Below are 22,770 nucleotides of genomic sequence, written 5' to 3'. Positions count from 1 at the left end.
TGATACAATTAAGAAGATAATGTCTTCGGACAAGTTTAACGAGAAAAGGAAGATGAATGATGACAAAACGGATTACTATCATCGAAGTAAAAGACTATGTTGGTCAAGAAGTGACCATCGGTGCTTGGGTGGCCAACAAATCAGGTAAAGGAAAAATTGCTTTCTTGCAATTGCGTGACGGGACTGCCTTTTTCCAAGGTGTGGCTTTTAAACCAAACTTTATCGAAAAATTCGGCGAAGAAGTGGGGCTTGAAAAATTTGATACCATCAAACGCTTGAGCCAAGAAACATCAGTGTTTGTGACTGGTATTGTCAAAGAAGACGAGCGTTCTAAATTTGGTTACGAATTGGATATTACAGACATCGAAGTGATCGGTGAATCTCAAGATTACCCAATCACTCCTAAAGAACACGGGACAGACTTCTTGATGGACAACCGCCACTTGTGGTTGCGTTCACGTAAGCAAGTAGCCGTGATGCAAATTCGTAATGCTATCATCTATGCAACTTATGAGTTCTTTGATAAGAATGGCTTCATGAAGTTTGATAGTCCAATTCTTTCAGGAAATGCTGCAGAAGATTCTACAGAACTTTTCGAAACAGACTACTTCGGAACACCAGCCTACTTGAGTCAATCCGGTCAGCTTTACCTTGAAGCTGGTGCTATGGCCCTTGGTCGCGTCTTTGACTTTGGTCCAGTATTCCGTGCTGAAAAATCAAAAACTCGTCGTCACTTGACTGAGTTCTGGATGATGGACGCTGAGTACTCTTACTTGACACACGATGAGTCACTTGATTTGCAGGAAGCTTATGTCAAGGCTCTTCTTCAAGGTGTCTTGGACCGTGCTCCTCAAGCCTTGGAAACATTGGAGCGTGATACGGAGCTCTTGAAACGCTACATTGCTGAACCATTCAAACGCATCACTTACGATGAAGCGATTGATCTCTTGCAAGAGCATGAAAACGATGAAGATGCTGATTACGAGCATTTGGAACATGGAGATGACTTCGGTTCACCACATGAAACATGGATTTCAAACCACTTTGGTGTACCAACCTTCGTGATCAACTATCCATCAGATATCAAAGCCTTCTACATGAAGCCAGTTCCTGGTAATCCAGACCGCGTGCTTTGTGCAGATTTGCTCGCACCAGAAGGCTACGGGGAAATCATCGGTGGATCTATGCGTGAGGAAGACTACGACGCCCTTGTTGCGAAGATGGAATCTCTTGGCATGGATCTTACAGAGTATGAATTCTACCTTGATCTTCGTAAATACGGTACAGTCCCACACGGTGGATTTGGTATCGGTATCGAGCGTATGGTAACCTTCGCAGCTGGTACTAAACACATCCGTGAAGCCATTCCGTTCCCACGTATGTTGCATCGTATCAAACCTTAATAGACGTAAAAACGCCATTAGGCGTTTTTAACTTTTATATCTGCTCCTAAAAACTATGAAAGGAATTTCAATGCTGAAAATAGATATCATTGATGGGAAAGAATACGAGGATGGTCAGGGGTCTTTGATCGCAGATCTAGACCATAGCATTCAACAGATGCTCAAGACCTCCTACCCGGAAAGTCAAATGGATGATTTTATCACCTATAAAAATTTGAGCCAATATTGTATGGATTATCTAGGTCAGATTATTGATCGTGCCAATGATAAAAATGATGCGATTAAACAGCAGGTAACAGCTGTCATGCCCGAAAGCGAGCGTCCCTTTAACGTTGAAGACCGCTTGACAGCCAGCTATACCTTCGGTCAGCGTGTGGCGGATTCGGTTGCGCGCTTCGGTGGTTCTTGGACCTTTATTATTAGCTTCATCATGATGATGGCTATCTGGATGTTGATCAATGTCTTGCATCCCTTTGGCTGGAATTTTGACCCTTATCCTTTCATCTTGCTGAATCTAGCACTTTCTACGATTGCGGCGATTCAAGCTCCTTTGATCATGATGAGCCAAAACAGGGCAGCTGATTATGATCGCCTGCAAGCGCGAAATGACTTTAACGTCAATATGGAGTCTGAACGGGAAATTCGCTTGCTTCACACGAAGATTGATCATATGGTGCAGCAGGACCAGACGGATTTACTGGAAATTCAAAAGTTGCAAACCGAATTGTTGGTGTCCTTGTCTAATCAAGTGACCCAATTGCGTCAAGAACTGAATCAAGAAAGAATGAAGGAGGTGGAGAAAATGTAGGCAAATTTAAGTAAGTCTTTTAGAAACACTCATATAATCTATTGAAAGAGGAAAAACAATGTTTAAAAGAACTTACAAACGCAATATTTCACTCCTAGCAGGTTTGGAATTTACATCTTATTTTGGAATCACCAGTTTTTGGATTCTCTTTTTTATTCAAAATGGCCTTTCTTTGCTTCAGATTGGTTTATTAGAGAGTATTTTTCATGGGACGAGCCTTTTATGTGAGATCCCATCTGGTATGTTGGCCGATCGCTTTAGCTACAAGACCAATCTTTATTTGGCTCGCTTGTCCAGTATTGGATCCTCGATCTTGATTTTATTTGGTCAGGGGAATTTTTGGATCTATGCCATTGCTATGATGGTCAATGCTTGGTCTTATAATTTTGACTCGGGGACCAGTACCGCTTTCTTATTTGATTCAGCGGTGGAAGCAGGTCAAAAAGACCGTTATCTTCAGATTTCTAGCTTCTTGTCTGGTGTGGCCGAAGTCACCCGAACGTTAGGTACAGTTGTGGCAGGCTTCTTTATTCACGGAGCATTGGCTTGGACCTATTATATTGCTATTGGGCTTTCCTTGCTTTCCATTCTTTTGATCTTTCTGATGAAAGAGCCAGAGAGCAAGAGTGATGAAAGAAATCATTTGACCTTAAAGCGGATATTGGAGGTAGTGAAACAAGAATGGCAGGAAAAAACAGTCTTGTTTTACTGGATGCTCACCTATCAGTTGGTAGGGACCATCATGTGTATGTTTTATTTTTACTACCAACAGAAAATCAGTGACTTAGCCAGTTGGCAAGTTTCGCTCATCATGTTAATTGGTAGTGGATTCAATCTCCTGGCGGTTTATTTGGCCAGTCAAATCGGGAAAAAATGGAATAGTAATCAAGTCTTTCCGATTCTGGTTGCACTGACAGGGTTGACCTTGCTTTTGGTAGGTGCGAAGACTCCATTCGCCTATTTGAGTGTCTATCTCTTAACCAATGCCCTTTATGCCGTTTACCAACCCATCTACTACAATGATTTACAAGCCTATCTACCTTCCAGTGTACGAGCAACCATGCTGAGTATCAATTCGATGATGTTTAGTTTATCTATGATCGTGATTTTCCCACTGACTGGTTGGTTGATCGATACTTGTGGATTTGTAGCAGTCTTTCTTGTGCTAGGCCTTATAACATTCCTATCTTTCCCTCTCTTACTGATTGGTTTAGGGAGAATGGGCAAGACCTTAAGCGAGGTGACAAAGACTGAATAAAACTTATAGGGTTCTTGAGTCTAACAAGATTTAAATAGCAGAAAAACTGAACAATCCTTCTATGCTATGTAGGAATAGTAAGATTGAAGACAAAGTCATCTTAGAAACTTTCCTTAGGTGAGTACGGACGTCAGCGAACTTCGAAGAAGTTCCATGACTAATTATTGAGCCTAAGGTCTCAACAATTCCGAGTGCTAGAAACAATAGTGTTTCTAGCACTTTTCTCACTGCGGAAAGTTTCAGTAGATGATTAAATATCTCTACCAAAATAAATTATTTTCTACTTATAGAAGTTAATAGATTTATATTAAAGAGCTGTTTGTCTACGTTCTTACTTTTTCTGCTCTGCAGGGAGAGTTTTTTTGTCAGTTAAAATTGTGGTAAAATAGGTATATCCTATTTAGAAAAGATCGAGTAGTATGAAATCATTATTGAAGTATTTTAAGGGCTATCTATGGGAAACTTTTCTAGGGCCCGTGTTTAAGCTTTTAGAAGCTATTTTTGAATTGTGTGTCCCCTTAATCATCGCCCACTTAGTCGATCAGGTCATTCCGAAAAAGGAAACGAGCGCAGTGGTGATGACGGTCGGTGTTTTGTTTTTATTTGCGAGCTTTGGTGTCGTCGTAGCTATTACGGCCCAGTATTTTTCTTCTAAAGCAGCTGTCGGCTTTACCCGCGAGATGACCAAGGATTTGTATGAGAAGATCTTGTCGCTTCCAAAGGACAAACGAGATAGGATCGGGACTTCTAGTTTGGTAACCCGTCTCACTTCGGATACCTATCAAATCCAGGTTGGGATCAACCAATTCTTGCGCCTCTTTTTGAGGGCACCGATCATTGTCTTTGGTTCTATCATCATGGCCTTCACCATCAGTCCCAAATTAACCCTTTGGTTCTTGGGGATGGTGGCGATTTTAACCTTGATTATTGTTACCATGTCACGGATTGTCAATCCGCTCTTTGCTAAGATTCGGAAAATCACAGACCGAATGGTCACGGTGACGCGTCAGCAATTTCAAGGGATGCGGGTGATTCGGGCCTTTGGACAACAGTCTAGTGAATTAGAGGACTTTAGAGAGGTTAATCAGGACTACAAGATCTGGCAAATTCGCGCTGGTATCTGGTCTAGTTTGGTGAGTCCCTTGACCTTCCTTGTGGTCAATACGACCTTGGTCTGTGTCATTTGGCAAGGACAATTGAATATCTCTGCTGGCTTACTAACCCAAGGGATGTTGGTCGCTTTGGTCAATTATTTATTACAAATTTTAACAGAATTGATCAAACTGGCTATGCTGGTCACGTCTTTAAATGTCAGCTATATTTCAGCCAAGCGGGTACAAGAGATCTTTGATTTGAAAGAAGAAGACCTCCTAGAAGCTTTGACAGAGGAAACCGCAAGAGAACAAGAAGCGATTAGCGCCCAGAAAGTTTTTTTCACTTATCCAACGGCTTCAAGCCCAGCCTTAGAAGATATTTCCTTTGATCTGGATCATGGACAGATGCTGGGAATTATCGGTGGTACAGGATCTGGGAAGTCCACCCTTGTTCAGTTATTGAGTCATTTGTATGCTGTTAGTCAGGGGAAATTAGCCCTCTATCATCAAGGTAACTCTCCTAGAACTCTCAAGGAATGGCGGGAGTGGGTAGCTCTTGTCCCACAGAAGGCAGAGCTCTTTAGAGGGACTATCCGCTCGAATCTCTTACTAGGGATGGAAGAAAATCTATCGGATGATGATTTGTGGTGGGCCCTAGAAACAGCTCAGGCGGCTGATTTTGTCCGTGAAAAAGAAGGACAACTCGATGAGCCAGTGGAAGCCTTTGGTCGAAATTTCTCAGGTGGGCAACGTCAGCGTTTGACCATTGCGCGTGCCCTTTTGAAGAAGGCTCCTTTCTTGATTTTGGATGATTCAACTTCTGCCTTGGATTATTTGACGGAAGCACGTCTCTTAAAATCGATAAAAGAAGAATTGAGTGATACGAGTTTGATCCTAGTATCTCAACGAACCAATAGTCTCAAGTCTGCTGATCAGATTTTGGTCTTGAACAAGGGACATCAAGTAGGACTAGGAAATCATGATTTCCTTTTGTCTACCAATGAGATTTATCAAGAAATTCATTATTCACAACACGGGAGGGAGGAAGCATGAGTCAAAAACGTTCTAGTTATGTAAAACGTCTGTTTAGAGATTTTGCTCACCATCCCGGGCTCCTGATTCTAGCTAGTCTTGGAACCATTGCTCAAGTGGCCTTAACGGTCTGGTTACCGATCCTGATCGGACATGCGGTTGATTTAGTCATCAATCCTCTAGGGATGACAGTCTTATGGCCTGTTTTGATCCAAATGGTTCTGGTCATTGTGACCAATACCTTGATCCAATGGATCAATCCTCTTCTCTACAATCAATTGGTCTATCGGTTTAGCCAAAGCCTGAGAGCAGAAGTGATGGAAAAAGTGCATCGCTTGCCCTTGTCTTATCTAGATAAACAAGGGAGCGGGGACTTCGTCAGTCGCCTCACGACCGATGTAGAGCAACTCAATAGTGGTCTTCTGATGGTCTTTAACCAGTTCTTTGTTGGTCTCTTAACCATTCTTGTCACCATCGTGACCATGGCAGAATTGGATTTCTTTATGATGGTGGCGGTTCTTGTCTTGACCCCTTTATCCCTGGTGATTGCTCGTTTTATTGCCAAGCGTTCTTATACGCTTTTCCAAAAGCAGACCAAGGCGCGTGGTCTTCAAACTCAGTTGATAGAAGAGTCTTTGACCCAGGAAAGTTTGATCCAGTCCTTTAATGCTCAGGATCAATTCCGTAAGGCTTTTAAGGGGACGAATGAAAGCTATGCCAACTATTCCCAATCCGCTGTCTTTTATTCTTCAACTGTCAACCCTGCCACTCGCTTTGTAAATGCCTTGATTTATGCAGTAGTGGCTGGATTTGGTGCGGTGCGCATTATTTCGGGATCTCACTTTACTGTCGGTCAATTGGTGACCTTCCTCAATTATGTCAATCAATACACCAAGCCCTTTAATGATATCTCCTCTGTCTTGTCAGAACTCCAAAGTGCCCTTGCCTGCGCAGAGCGCTTGTATAGCGTCTTGGATCAAGCTGAGGTCGAAGAGACAGGGCAACGGGTTCTGGAAAGTCAGGATGTTAAAGGTGCGATTGGTTTTGAACACGTCACATTTGGCTATGATTTGGGACGGACTTTGATCAAAGATTTAACCATTCAGGTTCCAGCTGCCAGTAAAGTGGCCATTGTAGGACCTACAGGAGCAGGAAAATCGACCTTGATTAATCTGCTCATGCGTTTCTACCCTGTTAATTCTGGAGAGATCACGATTGATGGGGTGCCAATTACGGACTACACTCGTGCTTCTTACCGCCAACAGTTTGGTATGGTTTTGCAAGAAACCTGGCTCAAGGTTGGGACCATTCATGAAAATATTGCCTTTTCTCGTCCAGATGCAACTAGAGAAGAAGTCATAGAAGCAGCCAAAGCAGCCAATGCAGATTTCTTCATTCGGCAGTTGCCACAAGGGTACGATACCTATCTTTCAGATGCTGGAGAGTCTTTGTCCCAAGGCCAACGCCAGCTCTTAACGATTGCGCGGGTTTTCCTTTCAGTTCCTAAGATTTTGATCTTAGATGAGGCTACATCCTCCATCGATACTCGGACTGAGGTCTTGATTCAAGATGCCTTTAATCAGCTCATGAAGGGACGGACCAGCTTCATCATCGCTCACCGCTTGTCGACTATTCAAAATGCTGATATGATCCTTGTCATGGTGGATGGCGATATTGTTGAGCATGGCACTCATGAAGAGCTAATGGAAGCGCAAGGTGTTTACTACAAGATGCAGACAGCTCAGCAACAGATTAGTTAATATGAAAAGAGAGTGGGACAGAAATCGGTAATTCGTTAGAATTCGATTTCGTCGTCCCCCCTCCGCACAGTTGAGTAGGGCTGTAAAAGCTGATGAAATCAGCGTAGTAGAGCCCACTCAACCACTGCGTCTTGCTCTACAATCCAAAAATAATTGAGAGGCTAGGACTTTTGTCCCAGCCTCTTTTTTCGTCAAAAAAAGCATCTAGCAAAATTGCTAGATGTTTCAAAAACCACTATTTTTTAAACGTTTAGAACCTTATCCAAGAATTCTTTCAAACGTGGGTGTTGTGGGTTGTCGAAGATTTGATCTGGTTTGCCGTCTTCGAGGAATTCACCATCAGCCGTGAAGATGACGCGGTTGGCTACTTGGCGGGCGAATCCCATCTCGTGGGTAACGATGATCATGGTCATGCCTTGCTCTGCCAACTCTTTCATAACGTTCAATACATCTCCAACCATCTCAGGGTCAAGGGCAGAAGTCGGTTCGTCAAAGAGCATAATATCTGGATTCATGGCAAGTCCACGTGCGATAGCCACACGTTGTTTTTGACCACCGGAAAGGCTGTTTGGATTGGCATCGGCTTTATCTGCGAGTCCAACTTTTTCCAACAATTCCATCCCGACTTTTTGAGCTTCCTCGCGAGTCATCAGTTTGTGCTCTACTGGCGCAAACATAATGTTTTCAAGGACGCTCATGTGAGGGAAGAGGTTGAAGTGTTGGAAAACCATCCCGATATTTTCACGGACTAGATCAACATTAGTTTTTGGATCGGTTAGATCATATCCATTAACTGTAATTTGACCTTTTGTAACTTCTTCGAGGAGATTGAGACTACGAAGGAAGGTCGATTTACCTGAACCGGATGGTCCGATAATACAAACCACATCTCCTTCATAGAATTTTGTTGAAATTCCTTTTAGGACCTCATTTTCACCATAGTATTTGTGGAGGTCATGGACATCAATTTTTAATTTAGCCATTAGTTAACCTTCTTTTCTAATTTTTTTGCAAATCGTGTTAGCAAGGTGATAATCACGAGGTAGAAGACGGCAAGGATCGCATACATCTTGAAACTTTGGTAGTTTCGAGCGATGATGATCTTACCAGTTTGGAAGAGTTCTACCAATCCGATCGCAGACACAATAGTTGTATCTTTCAGGGCAATGACGAATTGGTTAACAAAGTTTGGAAGCATGAGTTTGGTTGCTTGTGGCAAGATGATCTTGCGCATGGTCTTGCCATAAGAGATCCCAAGGCTTCGGCTGGCTTCCATCTGTCCAATCGGTACAGCTTGGATCCCCCCACGGACAATTTCTGCGATATAGGCAGCAGCATTGAGAGAGAGGGCAATGGTACCTGCGACAAAGTCGTTGATTGGGGATTGGTGACCTGTGATCGATTCAATCAAGTTTGGAATTCCCCAGAAGATGAAGGCGGCGAGGATCATGAGTGGGATCCCACGAATAACATCGACAAAGATCTCAGCAGTCCAGCGGAGCCATTTATAAGGGCTAACACTAAACATCCCAAAGATAACACCGATCACCATAGCAATGGCAAAAGAGAGAAGTGCAAGGGCAAGAGTGACACCCAAACCACTTAACAATTGTTTGTAGTTATTTTGAAGCAAGCCCAAGATCGTTGTTTCATCTACGGCTGTACTTGAAGTACTTGATTTGCTATCTGCTTTAAGATATTTATCGAGAATCTTTTGGTATTGACCACTTTTCTTCAAGTTTGCAAGACCGTTATTGAACATTTCGATCAATTCAGGATTTTCACCTTTTTTAACGGCAAATGCTAGTTGACCACTTGGAGTTCCTTCGATAGGTGTTTTGAATTTGCGTCCTTGTTTAATAGCGTATTTGATAACAGGTTCGTCATCCATGATCGCTGCAACAGAACCAGAATTCAAACTGTCATACATAGAAGCTCCGTCAGAGAATGTTTTGATCTTGTAACCATATTTCTTTTGGTTCTCTTCAAGGAAGTTTTGTGAGGAAGTACCGTTTTTAACACCGACTGTCTTTCCTTTAAGGTCATCATAAGAATCAATCTTGCTACTTTCTTGAACGGCTAGAATAGAATTGGCCGTGTAGTATGGTTCAGAAAAATCAAATGTTTCTTTCCGAGCATCTGTCACAGTCATCCCTGCGATCATTCCTTGCGCATGACCGGACTGGACATCACTTACCGCAGCATCAAATCCAGGATTGTCAATCTCGATAGTAAATCCTTGGTCTTTGGCAATAGCCTTGATCAAGTCCATATCAATCCCTGTGTATTTATTTTTTCCATTTTGGAAGACAAATGGTGCAAAAGATGAGTCACTTGAAATGCTATATTTTGATTTTTTAGGAGTTGCTTTTTGACCAGCAGGAGTGGTGGTTTCTGGAACAGCACTGTTACTTGATGATTGACTTTCACCTGTCCATTTCTTGATGATCTCATCAAGTGTTCCATCAGCTTTCATTTGAGCGAGAGCCTTGTTAAATTCAGTGATCAACTTTTCATGATTTCCACCTTTTTTAACACCAAAGGCAAAGCCACCGACTGCTTCCCCGTCCATATTGATAGCTAGGTCCTGACCCTTTTGGATGGCGTATTGAATAACAGGTTGGTCATCCATGACTGCATCCACTGCACCAGCTGATAAACTGTTATACATGAGATCACCGGTATCAAAAGTCTTGATCTTGTAGCCGTACTTGTCCTTGTTTTTATCGAGGAAGCGTTGGGCTGCAGTTCCGTTTTTAACACCGACTGTCTTCCCTTTTAATTGGCTGTACTTCGTGATTTTATCGGCTTTCGTAGTCGCGATGACAACTTTTGTATCGTAGTAAGTATCAGACATGGTGAAGACTTTTTCACGTTCTGTTGTTTTGGTCATACCGGCCATGATGGCATCTGCTTGACCAGCTTGAACTGCATTGACCGCTGCATCAAATCCTGGGAAGGATTTGTCCAAATCCCAGCCATTGATTTCAGCGACCTTGTCCAAGATCTCTACGTCAATTCCTTTATAGGTTTGATCTGAATCCTTAAATTCAAATGGTGCATAAGCTGTGTCGAAAACGACCTTGATCGTTTCAGCATGAGCATGACCAGCGAATGCAACGAATGGAAATAAGAACAGCAAACATGCTAGTAATTTTTTCTTCATTTCTGTCTCCTTTTAATTCTTTTCTCTTTGGGTATTTGACCCATGAGCACATTGACCAAAGGATGGCCTTAAAAAAACAAATCATTCATACCAAAACGAGTATGAATGGTCTTATGTTTTTCTACAGAAGCTATTATATCAGAAAAGACTTTACTTTGCAAGAAAAATCGAGTCGTCATGTTAGGTTTTCTGACATGAAACGATATTGCAGCTCTTGATTTTCTTTGCTACAATGGACCTATTAGATAAATGGAGGTTGATCATGAAGAAAGGAAAGATCATTCAGGATATAAAAACAAACACATCTATGCCAGTTCTTATTTCTACACTATTCTATGTATTTTTAGCCTCCTTCTTTATAGAAGGGGGACTATGGCTTAGTAGTGAATTGGTGGGACCATTTTCCTTAGTGATAGGTTTTCTGGCGGAGTTCTTTTCACCAGGAAATGGGACAGCAAGTATTCAAGAATTTTTCTACCATTATCTTCTCTATTATGAGCTTTTCAGTTTTGTAATCATACTATTTCTCTTTATTTTTTGGGTGAAGGTCATAGAGAAGAATACTTTATCAAGCTTAGGCTTTGTAAAAAGAAATTGGCTCAAGTATCTAGTCTGGGGGATCGTGATTTCACTTATTCAAATGGGAGTGATCGCGCTTGTCTACCAAGTAAGTGGCATCGGGTCTTTTGTGTTAAATGAGCTCAGTTTAGAGCCCTTGCTTTTTATCCTAGGATTATTTCCATTTTGGCTTCTGCAAGGGGGGACGGAAGAAGTAGCGACGCGAGGTTGGCTTCTGACTCGGATTGCTGCAAGAACTAATCTGCCTTTAGCGATCGCGATTTCTAGTAGTCTCTTTGGCATTCTGCATATGGGAAATGCAGGAGTGACCTTCTTATCCGTTCTGAATATCATCCTCGATGGAGTGCTGGCTGGTCTGCTTTTTATCTATACGGATAGTATCTGGCTAGTGGTCGCCCAACACGGCACTTGGAACTATGTACAAGGAAATCTCCTTGGTTTTCAAGTCAGTGGTACGGGCGCAGATGCGTCTATCTTTAGCTTTACCATGGGAGATGGACCTGACTGGTTGACCGGAGGGGCATTTGGAGCAGAAGGATCAATCATCACAACCCTGGTTCTTCTTGTATCCCTAGTGATTGTCTATCTCTTAGGGGAAAGGAAAGAAAGAGTTGATAATGAACAAGTGTGTCATGACTGACAGGAAATGATGATGAATATGAAGACCGGAACTTGAGCCTGGTCTTTTTCTATGTGAGGATTCTCTCCTCAAAAGTCAGAGAAATATCGTCTATTGTGGTAAAATAAGGGAAGTATAATCAAAGGAAGAAAGTATGATTAATCGAGTAACAGATAACAAATTTAAACTAGTATCGAAATACCAACCGTCTGGGGATCAACCGCAGGCCATTGAACAGTTGGTGGATAACATCGAGGGTGGTGAGAAGGCGCAAATCCTGATGGGAGCGACTGGTACGGGGAAGACCTATACCATGAGCCAGGTCATTGCCCAAGTCAATAAACCGACCTTGGTCATCGCCCACAATAAAACCCTAGCAGGCCAGCTCTATGGAGAGTTCAAGGAATTTTTCCCTGAAAATACCGTCGAGTACTTCGTATCTTACTATGATTACTACCAGCCAGAAGCCTATGTACCATCGAGCGATACCTATATCGAAAAAGATAGCTCAGTTAATGATGAGATTGACAAGCTTCGTCACTCCGCAACCTCAGCTTTGTTGGAGCGTAACGATGTCATCGTTGTAGCTTCCGTCTCTTGTATTTATGGTTTGGGTTCGCCGAAGGAATATGCCGATAGCGTGGTGAGTCTGCGTCCAGGTCTGGAGATTTCTCGTGATAAACTGCTCAATGACCTGGTGGATATCCAGTTTGAGCGCAATGACATCGACTTTCAACGGGGCAAATTCCGTGTTCGTGGGGACGTGGTGGAGATTTTTCCAGCTTCGCGTGATGAGCATGCCTTTCGGGTTGAGTTTTTTGGAGACGAGATTGAGCGGATTCGTGAGATTGAAGCTCTGACGGGCCAAGTTCTAGGAGATGTGGACCACTTAGCCATTTTCCCAGCCACTCACTTCGTGACCAACGACGACCATATGGAAGTGGCCATTGCCAAGATTCAAGCGGAACTAGAAGAGCAGTTAAAAGTCTTTGAAAAAGAAGGCAAGCTTTTGGAAGCTCAACGCCTGAAACAACGTACTGAGTACGATATTGAAATGCTACGGGAGATGGGCTACACCAATGGGGTCGAAAACTACTCCCGTCACATGGATGGACGGAGTGAGGGAGAGCCACCTTACACTCTTCTTGACTTTTTCCCAGAAGATTTTCTCATTATGATCGATGAAAGCCACATGACCATGGGACAGATCAAGGGCATGTACAATGGAGACCGCTCGCGCAAGGAAATGCTAGTCAACTATGGTTTCCGTTTGCCGTCTGCCTTGGATAACCGGCCACTGCGTCGGGAGGAGTTTGAAAGTCATGTCCACCAGATTGTCTATGTGTCAGCGACACCGGGTGATTATGAGATGGAACAAACGGATACTGTCATCGAGCAGATCATTCGTCCGACAGGCCTACTCGATCCCGAGGTGGAAGTGCGTCCGACCATGGGTCAAATGGACGATCTCTTGGGTGAGATCAATGCGCGTGTAGAACGTGGAGAGCGGACCTTTGTCACCACCTTGACCAAGAAGATGGCAGAAGACTTGACCGACTACTTTAAAGAAATGGGTGTCAAGGTCAAATACATGCACTCGGATATTAAGACCTTGGAGCGGACGGAAATTATCCGTGATTTGCGTCTGGGTGTCTTTGATGTCTTGGTCGGTATCAACCTCCTTCGCGAAGGGATTGACGTACCAGAAGTTAGTCTGGTGGCCATTCTCGATGCGGACAAGGAAGGTTTCCTTCGTAATGAGCGTGGACTGATCCAGACCATCGGGCGTGCTGCCCGTAATAGTGAGGGACATGTGATTATGTATGCGGACACCATGACCCAGTCTATGCAAAAAGCCATCGATGAAACGGCCCGCCGTCGTCAGATTCAGATGGCCTATAATGAAGAGCATGGCATTGTGCCACAAACCATTAAAAAGGAAATCCGTGATCTCATCTCTGTTACCAAGGCGGTGGCCAAAGAAGAGGACAAGGAAGTGGATATCACCAGTCTCAACCGCCAAGAGCGTAAGGAACTGGTCAAGAAACTGCAAGGCCAAATGCAAGAAGCCGTCGAAGTGCTTGATTTCGAATTGGCAGCGCAAATCCGTGATATGATGTTGGAAGTCAAGGCTTTGGATTAGATAGGAGGGAAGAATGAAGATTATCATTAAAGCAATGGAAACTCCTGAAGAGATAGAAGGAAAATCTCTCGTTCATTGGCAAACGTGGAGAGAGGCTTATGACGATCTTTTACCCGCGGATTTTCAGGAGACGATGACATTAGAAAAATGTCGATTCTTTGGTCAAAAATATCCAGAAAATACCTTGATTGCGATGGATGGAAAGAAGGTCGTTGGATTTATCAGCTATGGAAATTACCGTGATGAGACCATTCAAGCTGGTGAAATCATTGCCTTATATGTTTTAAAAGATTACTATGGAAAAGGTGTGAGTAAACAGTTAATGCATGCGGCATTTGTTGCTCTCGATCATTTCTCTGAAATTTATTTATGGGTATTGAAAGATAATAAGCGAGCCATTGCTTTCTATCAAAAAATGGGTTTTACTTTTGATGGCCAAGAACAAATACTTAAACTTGGAAAACTTGTTAAGGAATTGCGGATGATGTGTTCTTCAAATAAAAATTCCTAAAAGACGTATCTATCAATCTTTGAGCCATTATCAATTAATCAAGTATAAAGAATGAAAGAGATTGAACAAAAAAAGACTTGAAGGAGAATACGAATGAAAATTTTAGTAATCAATGGGCATCCTGATAAGGAAAGTTACTGTCAGGCTATTTTTCAAACCATTGTCGAAAATATTGACCCAGGTCGCCATGAACTTAAAGTGATCAGTCTCAATGATGAGGACTTTGATCCGGTCCTTCGCTACGGCTATCGAAAGCGGATGGAGGAAGATTCCTTTATCCTTCGTTCTCAAGAATGGATCCAGTGGGCGGATCACCTGATCTTTGTCTATCCCATCTGGTGGAGTAGTATGCCGAGCCTCATGAAAGGCTGGATCGATCGGGTCTTTACACCGGGGATTGCCTACTCTGCTAATGATCAGGGAAGTTTTATCTGGAATTATCTGAGAGGCAAGCAATTCAAGAAGTTACTCAAAGGGAAAACAGCCAGTATTTACGCAACCTCCATGGCGCCTACTTGGTGGTATAAGATCTTTTCAGGCCCTCTCAACATTCCTGATAGTTATGGCATCTCTGTTTTGAAGAATGCCGTCTTGAACCACTGTGGGATTAAAACCAAGCGCGTCTGCATCTTGGGTGAAGTCGGACGAGATGTGAATACCGCTAGCATGCGGGAACACCATCTCCAAAAGGTAGCAGCAGAAGTGAAAAAACTCTGAGTAAAAGTTAGTTTGTTCTAATTAGTGTCTTTAGTTGTATTTGGAATAGGTTTTAGTTAAACTATTAATATAATCTATAAAAATAGGAATGATTCAATATGCTACTTTTTATCTATATGATCTATGTCATTTATTCACTATCAAAAATGAAAAATGAAGGTAAAAGGGTCTCTATTCTTACGAAGATTGTCGTCTTTGGTTTATTGGTTTTATCATTGATTAAGATGTATTTCAGTTTTTTGGCATTTTTATTTTCCCCGCTGCCATTTTTTGGATTTTTAGCCTCTTTTGTTTTTGGCGGCATGATTCTATCTCTGAAAATTGTTATTGCCCTTTTTTTGCTTTTATTATCACTCAGCCTATTCTTAGATAGTAAAAATAGTGATCCGGATACACCTTTAATTGATCATTGGCTACGGTTAGCAGTCCATATTCTGTTAATTATTATTTAAGGGGAGCACGCTATTCGTTTTATCTTAAACTCAAACCAATGTTTACATAGGAGAGGTCAATTATGGGAAAGTATTTGTACCTGTTTAGGATTGTGTATCTTATTCTTTTACTTTTCGTGTTTGCCAACTTCCTTTTAGAATTGTTTGGCTACGCATTTACGCCACTTCTTTGGAATCCCTGGCTGTATCTTGGAGCAGTGACGATTTTTTGTCACATCTGGTATCGCTTCTATCGAACTCACGCAGTCAATTGGAAGAATGTAGTGGGGCTACTGTTTAGTTTCTTTGCTAGCCTGATCCTAGTATTATTCATTGTGTTTTTCTTTACCTTTGATGGTCATGGTCTGGTAACGATTCACTCGGAGTATTATTTAAAAGAGAAGTCAATTGTCTTTGAGAGAGGCTTTCTTTTGGATATTTTTGATGAATACCATGAGTTGGTGAATCCCTTTGTGATGAATAAGGAGATAAAGAAAAAAGTTTATTTTGATGAATGAATTACATGATAGAAAGGAAATATATGTCACGTACAACGCCTACTATACTGTGCAATCTTTGCATGGTCGAAGATCTTGAAAATGGGAAAGTAGTCCTCCAATACCGCTCACCTGAAAAGACTCACTGGGCTGGCTATGCTTTTCCAGGTGGCCATATCGAAGAAGGAGAAAGCCTTGTAGAATCCGTCATTCGTGAAATCTACGAAGAGACAGGACTTACAATTACAAATCCAAAACTGGTCGCAGTCAAAGACTGGCCACAAGATGAGGGCGGCCGCTACATCGTCTTTTGCTACAAAGCGACAGAATTTACAGGCCAGCTAAGATCGTCTGAAGAAGGAGAAGTTTATTGGGTTGAGAAGGATCAATTAGAAAAGTTGGATTTATCCTACGATATGCTTCCTCTGCTGGAAGTGATGGAAGACCCAGATTTGTCCGAGTACTATTATCGTAAACGAACAGACGATGATTGGGAAAAATTAAGATTTTAAGCAAAGGGCTAGAGGGATCTAGCTTTTTTTGCTTGAAAGGTAAAAGAAGAAAGAATATTCCATTCGTGCTTGAATCTGCTCAGAAAAAGTACTATAGTATAAGCATAAAATACAATTGTAATCTTTCATACTGTGAATAGAAAGAAGGCAAGATATGAAATTACAATTTAGAATTCTAATAGGAATTTGCTTCTTGATCGGTGCCTTAGTCTTTGCCTTTCAAAAGGAATGGTTATACGCTTTGCTGTTGCTTTTGGTTGGGGCTTATTACCTTTATAAAGGAGTGCGTCGATGAAGAGTGAGTGTTTAAACATCAAGGGGCTAAATGTTTGGTATAAAAAAGACAAGCCCATTATAAAAGATACGAATTTGTTTGTACCCAATCATTCTGTAGTCGGGTTGATTGGTCGAAATGGAGCAGGGAAGACAACCTTGCTAAAAGCTTTAAGTAGTGTCTTTGATCATCGGCAGTATGTAGTTGAGTCTATTACCATAGAAGACAAGGCGACCTCTTTTCATACGAATTTCTATAAGAGCTGTACCTATACAGTTTTTACTGAAAACAATAGTTTTTTAAACTGGGATTTTGTTCATTATTTTAATTTTGTCTGTCGTTTGTATCATCGAAAGAGAGATGAAACGTTATTGCAGGACTTGATTTCAAGCTTTCATTTTGAAGAGTTTCTCAACACCGATATCGGTAGTTTGTCAACGGGAAATAAGAAGAAAGTCTTCTTGATCACAGCTTTTTATCTCAAACCTCCCCTCCTTATTTTGGACGAACCATTTGATGGCCTAGATTTTGATGCGACAGAATTTCTATATGGTTTGCTATTGCAGTATAAGGAAGAAGGCTCTATTCTGATGAGTTCGCATATCGCAGAGAGTATCGTTCGGGTGTGTGACACAGCTTATTCTATTGAAGATGGTCACCTAGACGCGATCGAATCGAATTTAGAAGATTGGTTTCATGACGTCAATCGTCAAAGGGGGTAGAGCATGCTACTAGCAATTTTTAGAGATTTGGTGTCCAAAAATCGGCTCTTCTTGTTCTTAACTTCCTTAGCCTTTGCTCTTTATTACCATCTTGTTGGGGCAAAATTTTCTACGAGCTTTCAAGTCTTGCTGATCAGTACGGCTATTGTTACTGCTCTATCAACCTTTCAGTTGCTCTATTCCTATTTTTCGATGGACAGGGTCCAGGCCTACTACCAGCTTCCCCTGTCTCTCAATCGTTTTAAAAGGTCTTTTCTGACGGTCACCTTTCTTCTCAATTTGTTGGAGCGCGTGCTGTTATTGATCCTCTTTTTGGGAGTCAGGTTAGACCTGCTACAATCCTTTAAGCTTGTCCTCCTATCTTTCCTAGTGATACTAAGTGTGTTTTATGTCTTTATCCAGTTCAATACAAGGCCTAGTTTTCTAGGAGGGGTGCTCATTTTTGTAATGACTGTTCTTACAGCATCTTCCTTATGGGTCCAACAAGTGTCCTATATGATCTTACTGTCAGTCCTCCTTGCTGTCTTAATTTTTAAAAATGAGGACCTGGTCGCGATTTCAAAAAATGATCAGTTGCTCGTCGCAAAGAGAAGAAGTGGCAATTATTTTTGGATTTCCTTATTTCAAGAGCGCTATTTTTCCATCAATTTTGTCTTTACTCTCATCTTCCTCCTTCTCATTCTGATACAGGATTATGAGGCTCCATTAAAAATCATCATCCTGTTAACGATTGCTTCTGTCAATACGCCATTAACCACTCTCATTTCCGCTGATAAAGATTTGATCGATCATGTTAAGTCTCTTCCTAAGAGTCTGTTCTTTTACCTGATGTATTACCGTGTATTGCTGACCTATTTCCTATCTGTGAATCTATTTGTTGCTTTTTTATTAAAAATGGTGGTCATGCCTGACTTGGGGATCCTATTTTTACTAGGAGTGATGATTCTAGCAGTAGTTGAAGCTGTTTTTCACTTACTGATTGAAATCTATTTCCCTTTAAGAAAATGGAATTTAAAGAGAGAATGTTGGAAGCACCCAAGAAAATATATTGTTCCTAGTATCGTCTTCTTACTTAGTTGGAGTCTCCTTTTCTGCTTCTAAGGAATTGCCCCTTTGCTTGTATCTACTCCTTAATTGTAGTATGATAGAGGAGTTGAAAAGATGCTAGAAAAGGTGGCAAGTAATATGAAAGATTTTCACTTTGATGCAATTGCTGCATTTGAAAATTATGAAATCGAAAAGATGAGAGATGGCCATGTAGTGGTGACAACCAAGGTCGTGGAATCATCACTCAATTATTATGGAAATGCGCATGGAGGTTATCTCTTTACTCTGTGTGACCAAGTCAGTGGTTTGGTCGTAGTTTCTCAGGGGGTTGATGGTGTGACCTTGCAATCCTCCATCAATTACTTGAAAGCAGGGCGTCTGGGTGACGTCCTCACGATCCATGGCGAATGTGTCCACAGTGGACGGACGACTCGAGTTGTGGATGTCGATATTACCAATCAAGACGGGGCCAATGTCTGCAAGGCAACCTTTACGATGTTTGTTACGGGAGTGAGAGATGAATCCGCACAAGTACGCATTTAAAAACTATATTTTTGATTTTTATGGAACCTTGGTCGACATCGAAACGGATGAGTCGAGTCCCTTTTTATGGGATACCATGGCTCAGATCTACCAATCCTACGGGGCAAGTTACACAGGAGAAGGATTGCGACTGCGTTATAGAGAGTTGGTGCAACAAGCCGAAGAAGACTTGGCTAAGGAAAAACAAGTTGCCTTCCCAGAGATTGATCTAACGGTTATTTTTGTGCAATTGTATTTAGAAGGTCATCCAAGTGGGGATAGTGTTGCCCGCCTCAAAGAGTGGGGGCGTTTGATTGCGCGGACTTTCCGTGTCCTTTCTCGCAAGCGGTTGGAGCTTTATCCTCATACGAAAGAAGTATTAGAGGATATGAAAGCTGCAGGTTGCCGGATCTTTCTCTTATCCAATGCCCAAGCAGATTTTACAAATCCGGAGATTGATTTGGTTGGTTTGAGAGATCTTTTCCATGCCATTTACTTGTCGTCTGACGCAGGTATTCGTAAACCTCAGTCAGAGTTCCTCTTGGAAGTCATCAAAGAACACCAGTTGAACCCTGAGAAAACGGTCATGGTGGGGAATGACTTTACGACAGATGTCGCTGTTGCCCGAAGTATCGGGATGGAGAGTATCTTGATCAATACCTTCCCCTACTCTGAAGCTGAACTGCGCGAGAAGAATCAAGCAGGTGTGCGCGTGATTCGAGACATTCAAGAATTGCAGGAAGATTGAAAATATCATCCATGTAGGGAGGCCAAGTCGCCTCCTTTTTTCTTGAAAATGCTACAGTGGAACAGGATTTGTCAAATTTTCGCTTTCATGGTATACTATGAAAGTTAATTTGAATAAGGAGATAAAAATGAATAACTTACCAAACTGTCCAAAATGTAACTCTGAATACGTCTATGAAGATGGAGCGCTCTTGGTATGCCCAGAGTGTGCGTATGAATGGAACCCAGCTGAGGTCGAAGAAGAAGAGGGTGTTGTAGCGATTGACGCCAACGGAAACAAATTGGCTGATGGCGATACGGTGACCTTGATCAAAGATTTGAAAGTTAAGGGTGCACCGAAAGATTTGAAACAAGGTACGCGCGTGAAAAATATCCGTATCGTGGAAGGAGACCACAACATCGATTGTAAGATTGATGGCTTTGGTGCAATGAAACTCAAATCAGAATTTGTGAAGAAAATCTAAAGATAAGAGGAAGGGCCTAGCCCCTTTTCTTTCAGGAGAATACTATGAAATTCAAACTATTATTTAGCTATCGTTTTCTATTGTTTATCTTAAGTGTACTCGGCGTTTATCTGCAACTGACCAAGCATGGTGGCTTTGGCATGATGCTCTATTACACCATTTTATCCAACATGTTGGTCATGTTCTTTATGGGAGACATGGTTTGGCGCATGGTTCGAGGTCGTTCGACCCAGACTCAGGGTTACCTTCGTATGAAAGGCGCCGTAACCATGTCCATTATGATCACCTGTGTCATCTACCACTTTATGTTGGCGCCTCTTGCGACACCAGAGAAGTTTTATCGTTTGGAAAACTTCCTCTGTCATTACATCGTTCCTTTGATGTTCTTCTTTGATACCCTAGTGATTGATAAAGCCAAGCAATACCGTAAGCTCGATCCCTTCCTTTGGTCCTTGATTCCCCTAGCTTACATGCTCTTTGCTCTTCTCAATGGTTTGGTCTTGAAGTGGCCAATTCCAGGTGCAAAAGATAGTCCCTTTGCCTATTTCTTTATCAATGTTAATAAATACGGCTGGGCCTTTGTTGGAAAATGGGTGGTGATCATCTTTATCGCTTACCTCTTGGCTGGCTATGTGCTTTATGGGATTAAAAATATCAAGCGGAAATCGGCTGTTTCTTAGTAAAAACCGAACATTATTCGGACGAAAAGTCATGTTTTTAAATTTTTTTGAAAAATGTTGAGTTTTTTCTTGCATGTCGTTTGAAACTGTGATATAGTTATCTCAATTAAATAAATCCTTTAATCCTGTCCCGTGAGGCAGGCAAGGAGACTGTGAAAAACAATGGCTAGGACCATAGGGCGAGACTCTATCCTCTTAGACCATTCATTTGCTGAACCTCCTTGAAAAAGGAGGTTTTTCTTTTACAACTAAGGAGGACTGAATGAAAACCAAAGAAGTCGTTGATGATTTGACGATGAAACGGGCCATTACCCGCATCACCTACGAAATCATTGAACGAAACAAAGATTTGAGCCAGATTGTGCTGGTGGGGATCAAGACGCGCGGTGTTTACATTGCTCGCCGGATCCAAGAACGCCTCTCTCAGCTGGAACAAATTGATGTCCCTGTTGCAGAACTCGATACCAAGCCTTTCCGAGATGATATGAAGGCAACAGAAGATACAACGGTGTTACCAGTTGATATCGCTCATAGAGAAGTCATCTTGATCGATGATGTCCTCTATACAGGTCGCACGATTCGCGCTGCCATTGATAATCTGGTCAGTCACGGTCGTCCTGCTCGAGTAAGTCTTGCGGTTCTAGTCGACCGTGGGCATCGGGAGTTGCCGATTCGTCCGGACTTTGTTGGGAAAAATATCCCGACCAGTAAGTCAGAGGAAATCATTGTCGAGATGGTGGAGCTAGACGGCCAAGACCGCGTCCTCATCAAAGAAGCTTAAATAAATAATAAACCATTCACAACATAAAAGGAGAATCAACATGTCTGAAAATCAAATCGCTCTTAAAAACCTTGTCTCAATGGAAACTCTTACCAATGAAGAAGTAATGGCTTTGATCAAGCGTGGGATTGAGTTCAAAAACGGAGCTAAAGCATCCTATGAAGACCAACACATCATCTCGAACCTTTTCTTTGAACCTTCAACTCGTACCCACAAAGCCTTTGAAGTGGCAGAGTTGAAATTGGGATGTGATCTCCTTGACTTTGATGTAAAGACAAGCTCTGTGAACAAAGGGGAAACACTTTACGATACCATCTTAACCATGTCAGCTCTTGGAGTAGATGTCTGTGTCATCCGTCACCCTGAAGTCGACTACTACAAAGAATTGGTTGAAAGTCCAACGATCACTGCATCTATCGTCAATGGTGGGGACGGTTCAGGTCAACACCCAAGCCAAAGCTTGCTTGATTTGATGACTATCTACCAAGAATTCGGTCACTTTGATGGCTTGAAAGTTTGTATCGCTGGGGACTTGGATCACTCACGTGTAGCAAAATCAAATATGCAAATCTTGAAACGTTTGGGAGCAACCCTCTACTTTGCAGGTCCAGACGAATGGAGAAGTGCGGAATTTGAAGACTATGGAACCTTCGTCACTATCGATGAAGTCATTGAAGAAGTAGATGTGATGATGTTCTTGCGTGTGCAACACGAACGTCATGATTACGAATCACTCTTCTCTAAAGAAAACTACCACCGTCTTCATGGTTTGACACAAGAACGTTATGACCGTATGAAAGATACTGCGATCTTGATGCACCCAGCACCAGTGAACCGTGACGTTGAAATTGCGGACCACTTGGTAGAAGCTCCTAAATCACGTATCGTAGAACAAATGACCAATGGTGTCTTTGTCCGTATGGCCATCATTGAAGCCGTCCTTAAAGGTCGCGGAGCAAAATAAGATAACTGATAATTCATTGAAAGGAAAGAAAGAGGACAG

At 42.1% G+C, this 22,770-nt stretch carries 22 protein-coding genes; 19 read left to right on the top strand and 3 right to left on the bottom strand.

Annotated features, from left to right (window positions below; genetic code table 11):
* Positions 1–56: 56 nt before the first annotated feature.
* The 5 genes from asnS (at position 57) to HMPREF2686_RS02170 (ending at position 7,355) form a co-directional block, all read left to right on the top strand.
* Positions 57–1,403, top strand: a complete 1,347-nt coding sequence (gene asnS / locus HMPREF2686_RS02190; protein ID WP_021153339.1) for an asparagine--tRNA ligase — start codon at positions 57–59, stop codon at positions 1,401–1,403.
* A gap of 70 nt (positions 1,404–1,473) precedes the next feature.
* A complete protein-coding gene (locus HMPREF2686_RS02185) occupies positions 1,474–2,211 on the top strand; it encodes a DUF1003 domain-containing protein (RefSeq protein WP_021153338.1) in 738 nt (245 codons plus the stop codon).
* Between the two features lie 58 nt (positions 2,212–2,269).
* A complete protein-coding gene (locus HMPREF2686_RS02180; protein WP_070449053.1) occupies positions 2,270–3,469 on the top strand; it encodes an MFS transporter in 1,200 nt (399 codons plus the stop codon).
* A gap of 419 nt (positions 3,470–3,888) precedes the next feature.
* Entirely contained in the window at positions 3,889–5,616 is a 1,728-nt protein-coding gene (locus tag HMPREF2686_RS02175) for an ABC transporter ATP-binding protein (RefSeq protein ID WP_070449051.1), read from the top strand.
* Positions 5,613–7,355, top strand: coding sequence for an ABC transporter ATP-binding protein (locus HMPREF2686_RS02170; protein WP_024055544.1), 1,743 nt, complete (start codon positions 5,613–5,615; stop codon positions 7,353–7,355). Before HMPREF2686_RS02175 ends, HMPREF2686_RS02170 begins: the two co-directional genes overlap by 4 nt.
* Positions 7,356–7,597: 242 nt before the next feature.
* On the opposite strand, the gene HMPREF2686_RS02165 is transcribed toward HMPREF2686_RS02170, so the two are convergent.
* Together HMPREF2686_RS02165 and HMPREF2686_RS02160 are read right to left on the bottom strand one after the other, a co-directional pair.
* Positions 7,598–8,338: an amino acid ABC transporter ATP-binding protein gene (locus HMPREF2686_RS02165; RefSeq protein WP_003007564.1), complete on the bottom strand. Its 741-nt coding sequence runs from the start codon at positions 8,336–8,338 to the stop codon at positions 7,598–7,600.
* Positions 8,338–10,521 (bottom strand): amino acid ABC transporter substrate-binding protein/permease, encoded by a 2,184-nt coding sequence (locus tag HMPREF2686_RS02160; protein ID WP_070449049.1) that lies wholly within the window; start codon positions 10,519–10,521, stop codon positions 8,338–8,340. The genes HMPREF2686_RS02165 and HMPREF2686_RS02160 overlap by 1 nt, the downstream gene beginning before the upstream one ends.
* 262 nt (positions 10,522–10,783) lie before the next feature.
* On the opposite strand from HMPREF2686_RS02160, the gene HMPREF2686_RS02155 reads away from it, so the two are divergent.
* From HMPREF2686_RS02155 to HMPREF2686_RS02140, 4 genes are all read left to right on the top strand, one after another.
* On the top strand, positions 10,784–11,740 hold the full coding sequence (locus HMPREF2686_RS02155; RefSeq protein ID WP_186822855.1) for a CPBP family intramembrane glutamic endopeptidase: 957 nt from the start codon (positions 10,784–10,786) through the stop codon (positions 11,738–11,740).
* A 133-nt stretch (positions 11,741–11,873) separates the two neighbouring features.
* On the top strand, positions 11,874–13,862 hold the full coding sequence (uvrB, locus tag HMPREF2686_RS02150; protein WP_070449047.1) for an excinuclease ABC subunit UvrB: 1,989 nt from the start codon (positions 11,874–11,876) through the stop codon (positions 13,860–13,862).
* Positions 13,863–13,875: 13 nt separating this feature from the next.
* On the top strand, positions 13,876–14,373 hold the full coding sequence (locus HMPREF2686_RS02145) for a GNAT family N-acetyltransferase (protein WP_070449045.1): 498 nt from the start codon (positions 13,876–13,878) through the stop codon (positions 14,371–14,373).
* Positions 14,374–14,466: 93 nt separating this feature from the next.
* The gene (locus HMPREF2686_RS02140; protein ID WP_070449043.1) at positions 14,467–15,090 is read left to right on the top strand and encodes an NAD(P)H-dependent oxidoreductase; all 624 of its coding nucleotides are present in this window, start codon (positions 14,467–14,469) and stop codon (positions 15,088–15,090) included.
* 130 nt (positions 15,091–15,220) lie between these two features.
* Here HMPREF2686_RS02140 and HMPREF2686_RS10505 read toward each other — a convergent pair whose 3' ends face one another.
* Entirely contained in the window at positions 15,221–15,394 is a 174-nt protein-coding gene (locus HMPREF2686_RS10505) for a hypothetical protein (RefSeq protein ID WP_186822854.1), read from the bottom strand.
* Positions 15,395–15,604: 210 nt separating this feature from the next.
* On the opposite strand from HMPREF2686_RS10505, the gene HMPREF2686_RS02130 reads away from it, so the two are divergent.
* The 10 genes from HMPREF2686_RS02130 (at position 15,605) to HMPREF2686_RS02085 (ending at position 22,731) form a co-directional block, all read left to right on the top strand.
* Entirely contained in the window at positions 15,605–16,039 is a 435-nt protein-coding gene (locus HMPREF2686_RS02130) for a hypothetical protein (protein WP_261673666.1), read from the top strand.
* 23 nt (positions 16,040–16,062) lie between these two features.
* Positions 16,063–16,530, top strand: coding sequence for an 8-oxo-dGTP diphosphatase (locus tag HMPREF2686_RS02125; protein ID WP_173020169.1), 468 nt, complete (start codon positions 16,063–16,065; stop codon positions 16,528–16,530).
* Positions 16,531–16,821: 291 nt separating this feature from the next.
* On the top strand, positions 16,822–17,526 hold the full coding sequence (locus tag HMPREF2686_RS02120) for an ATP-binding cassette domain-containing protein (protein ID WP_070449037.1): 705 nt from the start codon (positions 16,822–16,824) through the stop codon (positions 17,524–17,526).
* Positions 17,527–17,958: 432 nt separating this feature from the next.
* Positions 17,959–18,627, top strand: coding sequence for a hypothetical protein (locus HMPREF2686_RS10620; RefSeq protein WP_261673665.1), 669 nt, complete (start codon positions 17,959–17,961; stop codon positions 18,625–18,627).
* 84 nt (positions 18,628–18,711) lie between these two features.
* Entirely contained in the window at positions 18,712–19,116 is a 405-nt protein-coding gene (locus tag HMPREF2686_RS02110) for a PaaI family thioesterase (RefSeq protein WP_003016342.1), read from the top strand.
* A complete protein-coding gene (locus HMPREF2686_RS02105) occupies positions 19,091–19,843 on the top strand; it encodes an HAD family hydrolase (RefSeq protein ID WP_070449033.1) in 753 nt (250 codons plus the stop codon). The genes HMPREF2686_RS02110 and HMPREF2686_RS02105 overlap by 26 nt, the downstream gene beginning before the upstream one ends.
* 127 nt (positions 19,844–19,970) lie before the next feature.
* Entirely contained in the window at positions 19,971–20,306 is a 336-nt protein-coding gene (locus HMPREF2686_RS02100) for a zinc ribbon domain-containing protein YjdM (protein WP_003016288.1), read from the top strand.
* A gap of 44 nt (positions 20,307–20,350) precedes the next feature.
* On the top strand, positions 20,351–20,986 hold the full coding sequence (locus HMPREF2686_RS02095) for a Pr6Pr family membrane protein (RefSeq protein WP_070449031.1): 636 nt from the start codon (positions 20,351–20,353) through the stop codon (positions 20,984–20,986).
* Positions 20,987–21,248: 262 nt separating this feature from the next.
* On the top strand, positions 21,249–21,767 hold the full coding sequence (pyrR, locus tag HMPREF2686_RS02090; protein ID WP_003001719.1) for a bifunctional pyr operon transcriptional regulator/uracil phosphoribosyltransferase PyrR: 519 nt from the start codon (positions 21,249–21,251) through the stop codon (positions 21,765–21,767).
* Positions 21,768–21,807: 40 nt separating this feature from the next.
* Entirely contained in the window at positions 21,808–22,731 is a 924-nt protein-coding gene (locus tag HMPREF2686_RS02085) for an aspartate carbamoyltransferase catalytic subunit (RefSeq protein ID WP_003007497.1), read from the top strand.
* Positions 22,732–22,770: the final 39 nt, after the last annotated feature.

The sequence above is a fragment of the Streptococcus sp. HMSC057G03 genome (assembly GCF_001808745.1).
GTDB classification, from domain to species: Bacteria; Bacillota; Bacilli; order Lactobacillales; family Streptococcaceae; genus Streptococcus; species Streptococcus parasanguinis_Z.
The sequence above is the reverse complement of the archived record's forward strand: the minus strand, read 5'-3'. Positions and strand labels throughout refer to the sequence as shown.

What these genes read in the sequence shown, in the direction of transcription:
- HMPREF2686_RS02160 (WP_070449049.1), bottom strand. Translation starts at nt 10,521, where the DNA reads ATGAAGAAAAAATTACTAGCATGTTTGCTGTTCTTATTTCCATTCGTT.
- HMPREF2686_RS02100 (WP_003016288.1), top strand. Translation starts at nt 19,971, where the DNA reads ATGAATAACTTACCAAACTGTCCAAAATGTAACTCTGAATACGTCTAT.
- HMPREF2686_RS02170 (WP_024055544.1), top strand. Translation starts at nt 5,613, where the DNA reads ATGAGTCAAAAACGTTCTAGTTATGTAAAACGTCTGTTTAGAGATTTT.
- HMPREF2686_RS02125 (WP_173020169.1), top strand. Translation starts at nt 16,063, where the DNA reads ATGTCACGTACAACGCCTACTATACTGTGCAATCTTTGCATGGTCGAA.
- HMPREF2686_RS02155 (WP_186822855.1), top strand. Translation starts at nt 10,784, where the DNA reads ATGAAGAAAGGAAAGATCATTCAGGATATAAAAACAAACACATCTATG.
- HMPREF2686_RS02180 (WP_070449053.1), top strand. Translation starts at nt 2,270, where the DNA reads ATGTTTAAAAGAACTTACAAACGCAATATTTCACTCCTAGCAGGTTTG.
- HMPREF2686_RS02120 (WP_070449037.1), top strand. Translation starts at nt 16,822, where the DNA reads ATGAAGAGTGAGTGTTTAAACATCAAGGGGCTAAATGTTTGGTATAAA.
- HMPREF2686_RS02175 (WP_070449051.1), top strand. Translation starts at nt 3,889, where the DNA reads ATGAAATCATTATTGAAGTATTTTAAGGGCTATCTATGGGAAACTTTT.
- HMPREF2686_RS02105 (WP_070449033.1), top strand. Translation starts at nt 19,091, where the DNA reads ATGAATCCGCACAAGTACGCATTTAAAAACTATATTTTTGATTTTTAT.
- HMPREF2686_RS10505 (WP_186822854.1), bottom strand. Translation starts at nt 15,394, where the DNA reads ATGCCGCCAAAAACAAAAGAGGCTAAAAATCCAAAAAATGGCAGCGGG.
- HMPREF2686_RS02185 (WP_021153338.1), top strand. Translation starts at nt 1,474, where the DNA reads ATGCTGAAAATAGATATCATTGATGGGAAAGAATACGAGGATGGTCAG.
- asnS (WP_021153339.1), top strand. Translation starts at nt 57, where the DNA reads ATGATGACAAAACGGATTACTATCATCGAAGTAAAAGACTATGTTGGT.
- HMPREF2686_RS02130 (WP_261673666.1), top strand. Translation starts at nt 15,605, where the DNA reads ATGGGAAAGTATTTGTACCTGTTTAGGATTGTGTATCTTATTCTTTTA.
- HMPREF2686_RS02085 (WP_003007497.1), top strand. Translation starts at nt 21,808, where the DNA reads ATGTCTGAAAATCAAATCGCTCTTAAAAACCTTGTCTCAATGGAAACT.
- HMPREF2686_RS02145 (WP_070449045.1), top strand. Translation starts at nt 13,876, where the DNA reads ATGAAGATTATCATTAAAGCAATGGAAACTCCTGAAGAGATAGAAGGA.
- HMPREF2686_RS02095 (WP_070449031.1), top strand. Translation starts at nt 20,351, where the DNA reads ATGAAATTCAAACTATTATTTAGCTATCGTTTTCTATTGTTTATCTTA.
- HMPREF2686_RS02110 (WP_003016342.1), top strand. Translation starts at nt 18,712, where the DNA reads ATGAAAGATTTTCACTTTGATGCAATTGCTGCATTTGAAAATTATGAA.
- pyrR (WP_003001719.1), top strand. Translation starts at nt 21,249, where the DNA reads ATGAAAACCAAAGAAGTCGTTGATGATTTGACGATGAAACGGGCCATT.
- HMPREF2686_RS02140 (WP_070449043.1), top strand. Translation starts at nt 14,467, where the DNA reads ATGAAAATTTTAGTAATCAATGGGCATCCTGATAAGGAAAGTTACTGT.
- uvrB (WP_070449047.1), top strand. Translation starts at nt 11,874, where the DNA reads ATGATTAATCGAGTAACAGATAACAAATTTAAACTAGTATCGAAATAC.
- HMPREF2686_RS02165 (WP_003007564.1), bottom strand. Translation starts at nt 8,338, where the DNA reads ATGGCTAAATTAAAAATTGATGTCCATGACCTCCACAAATACTATGGT.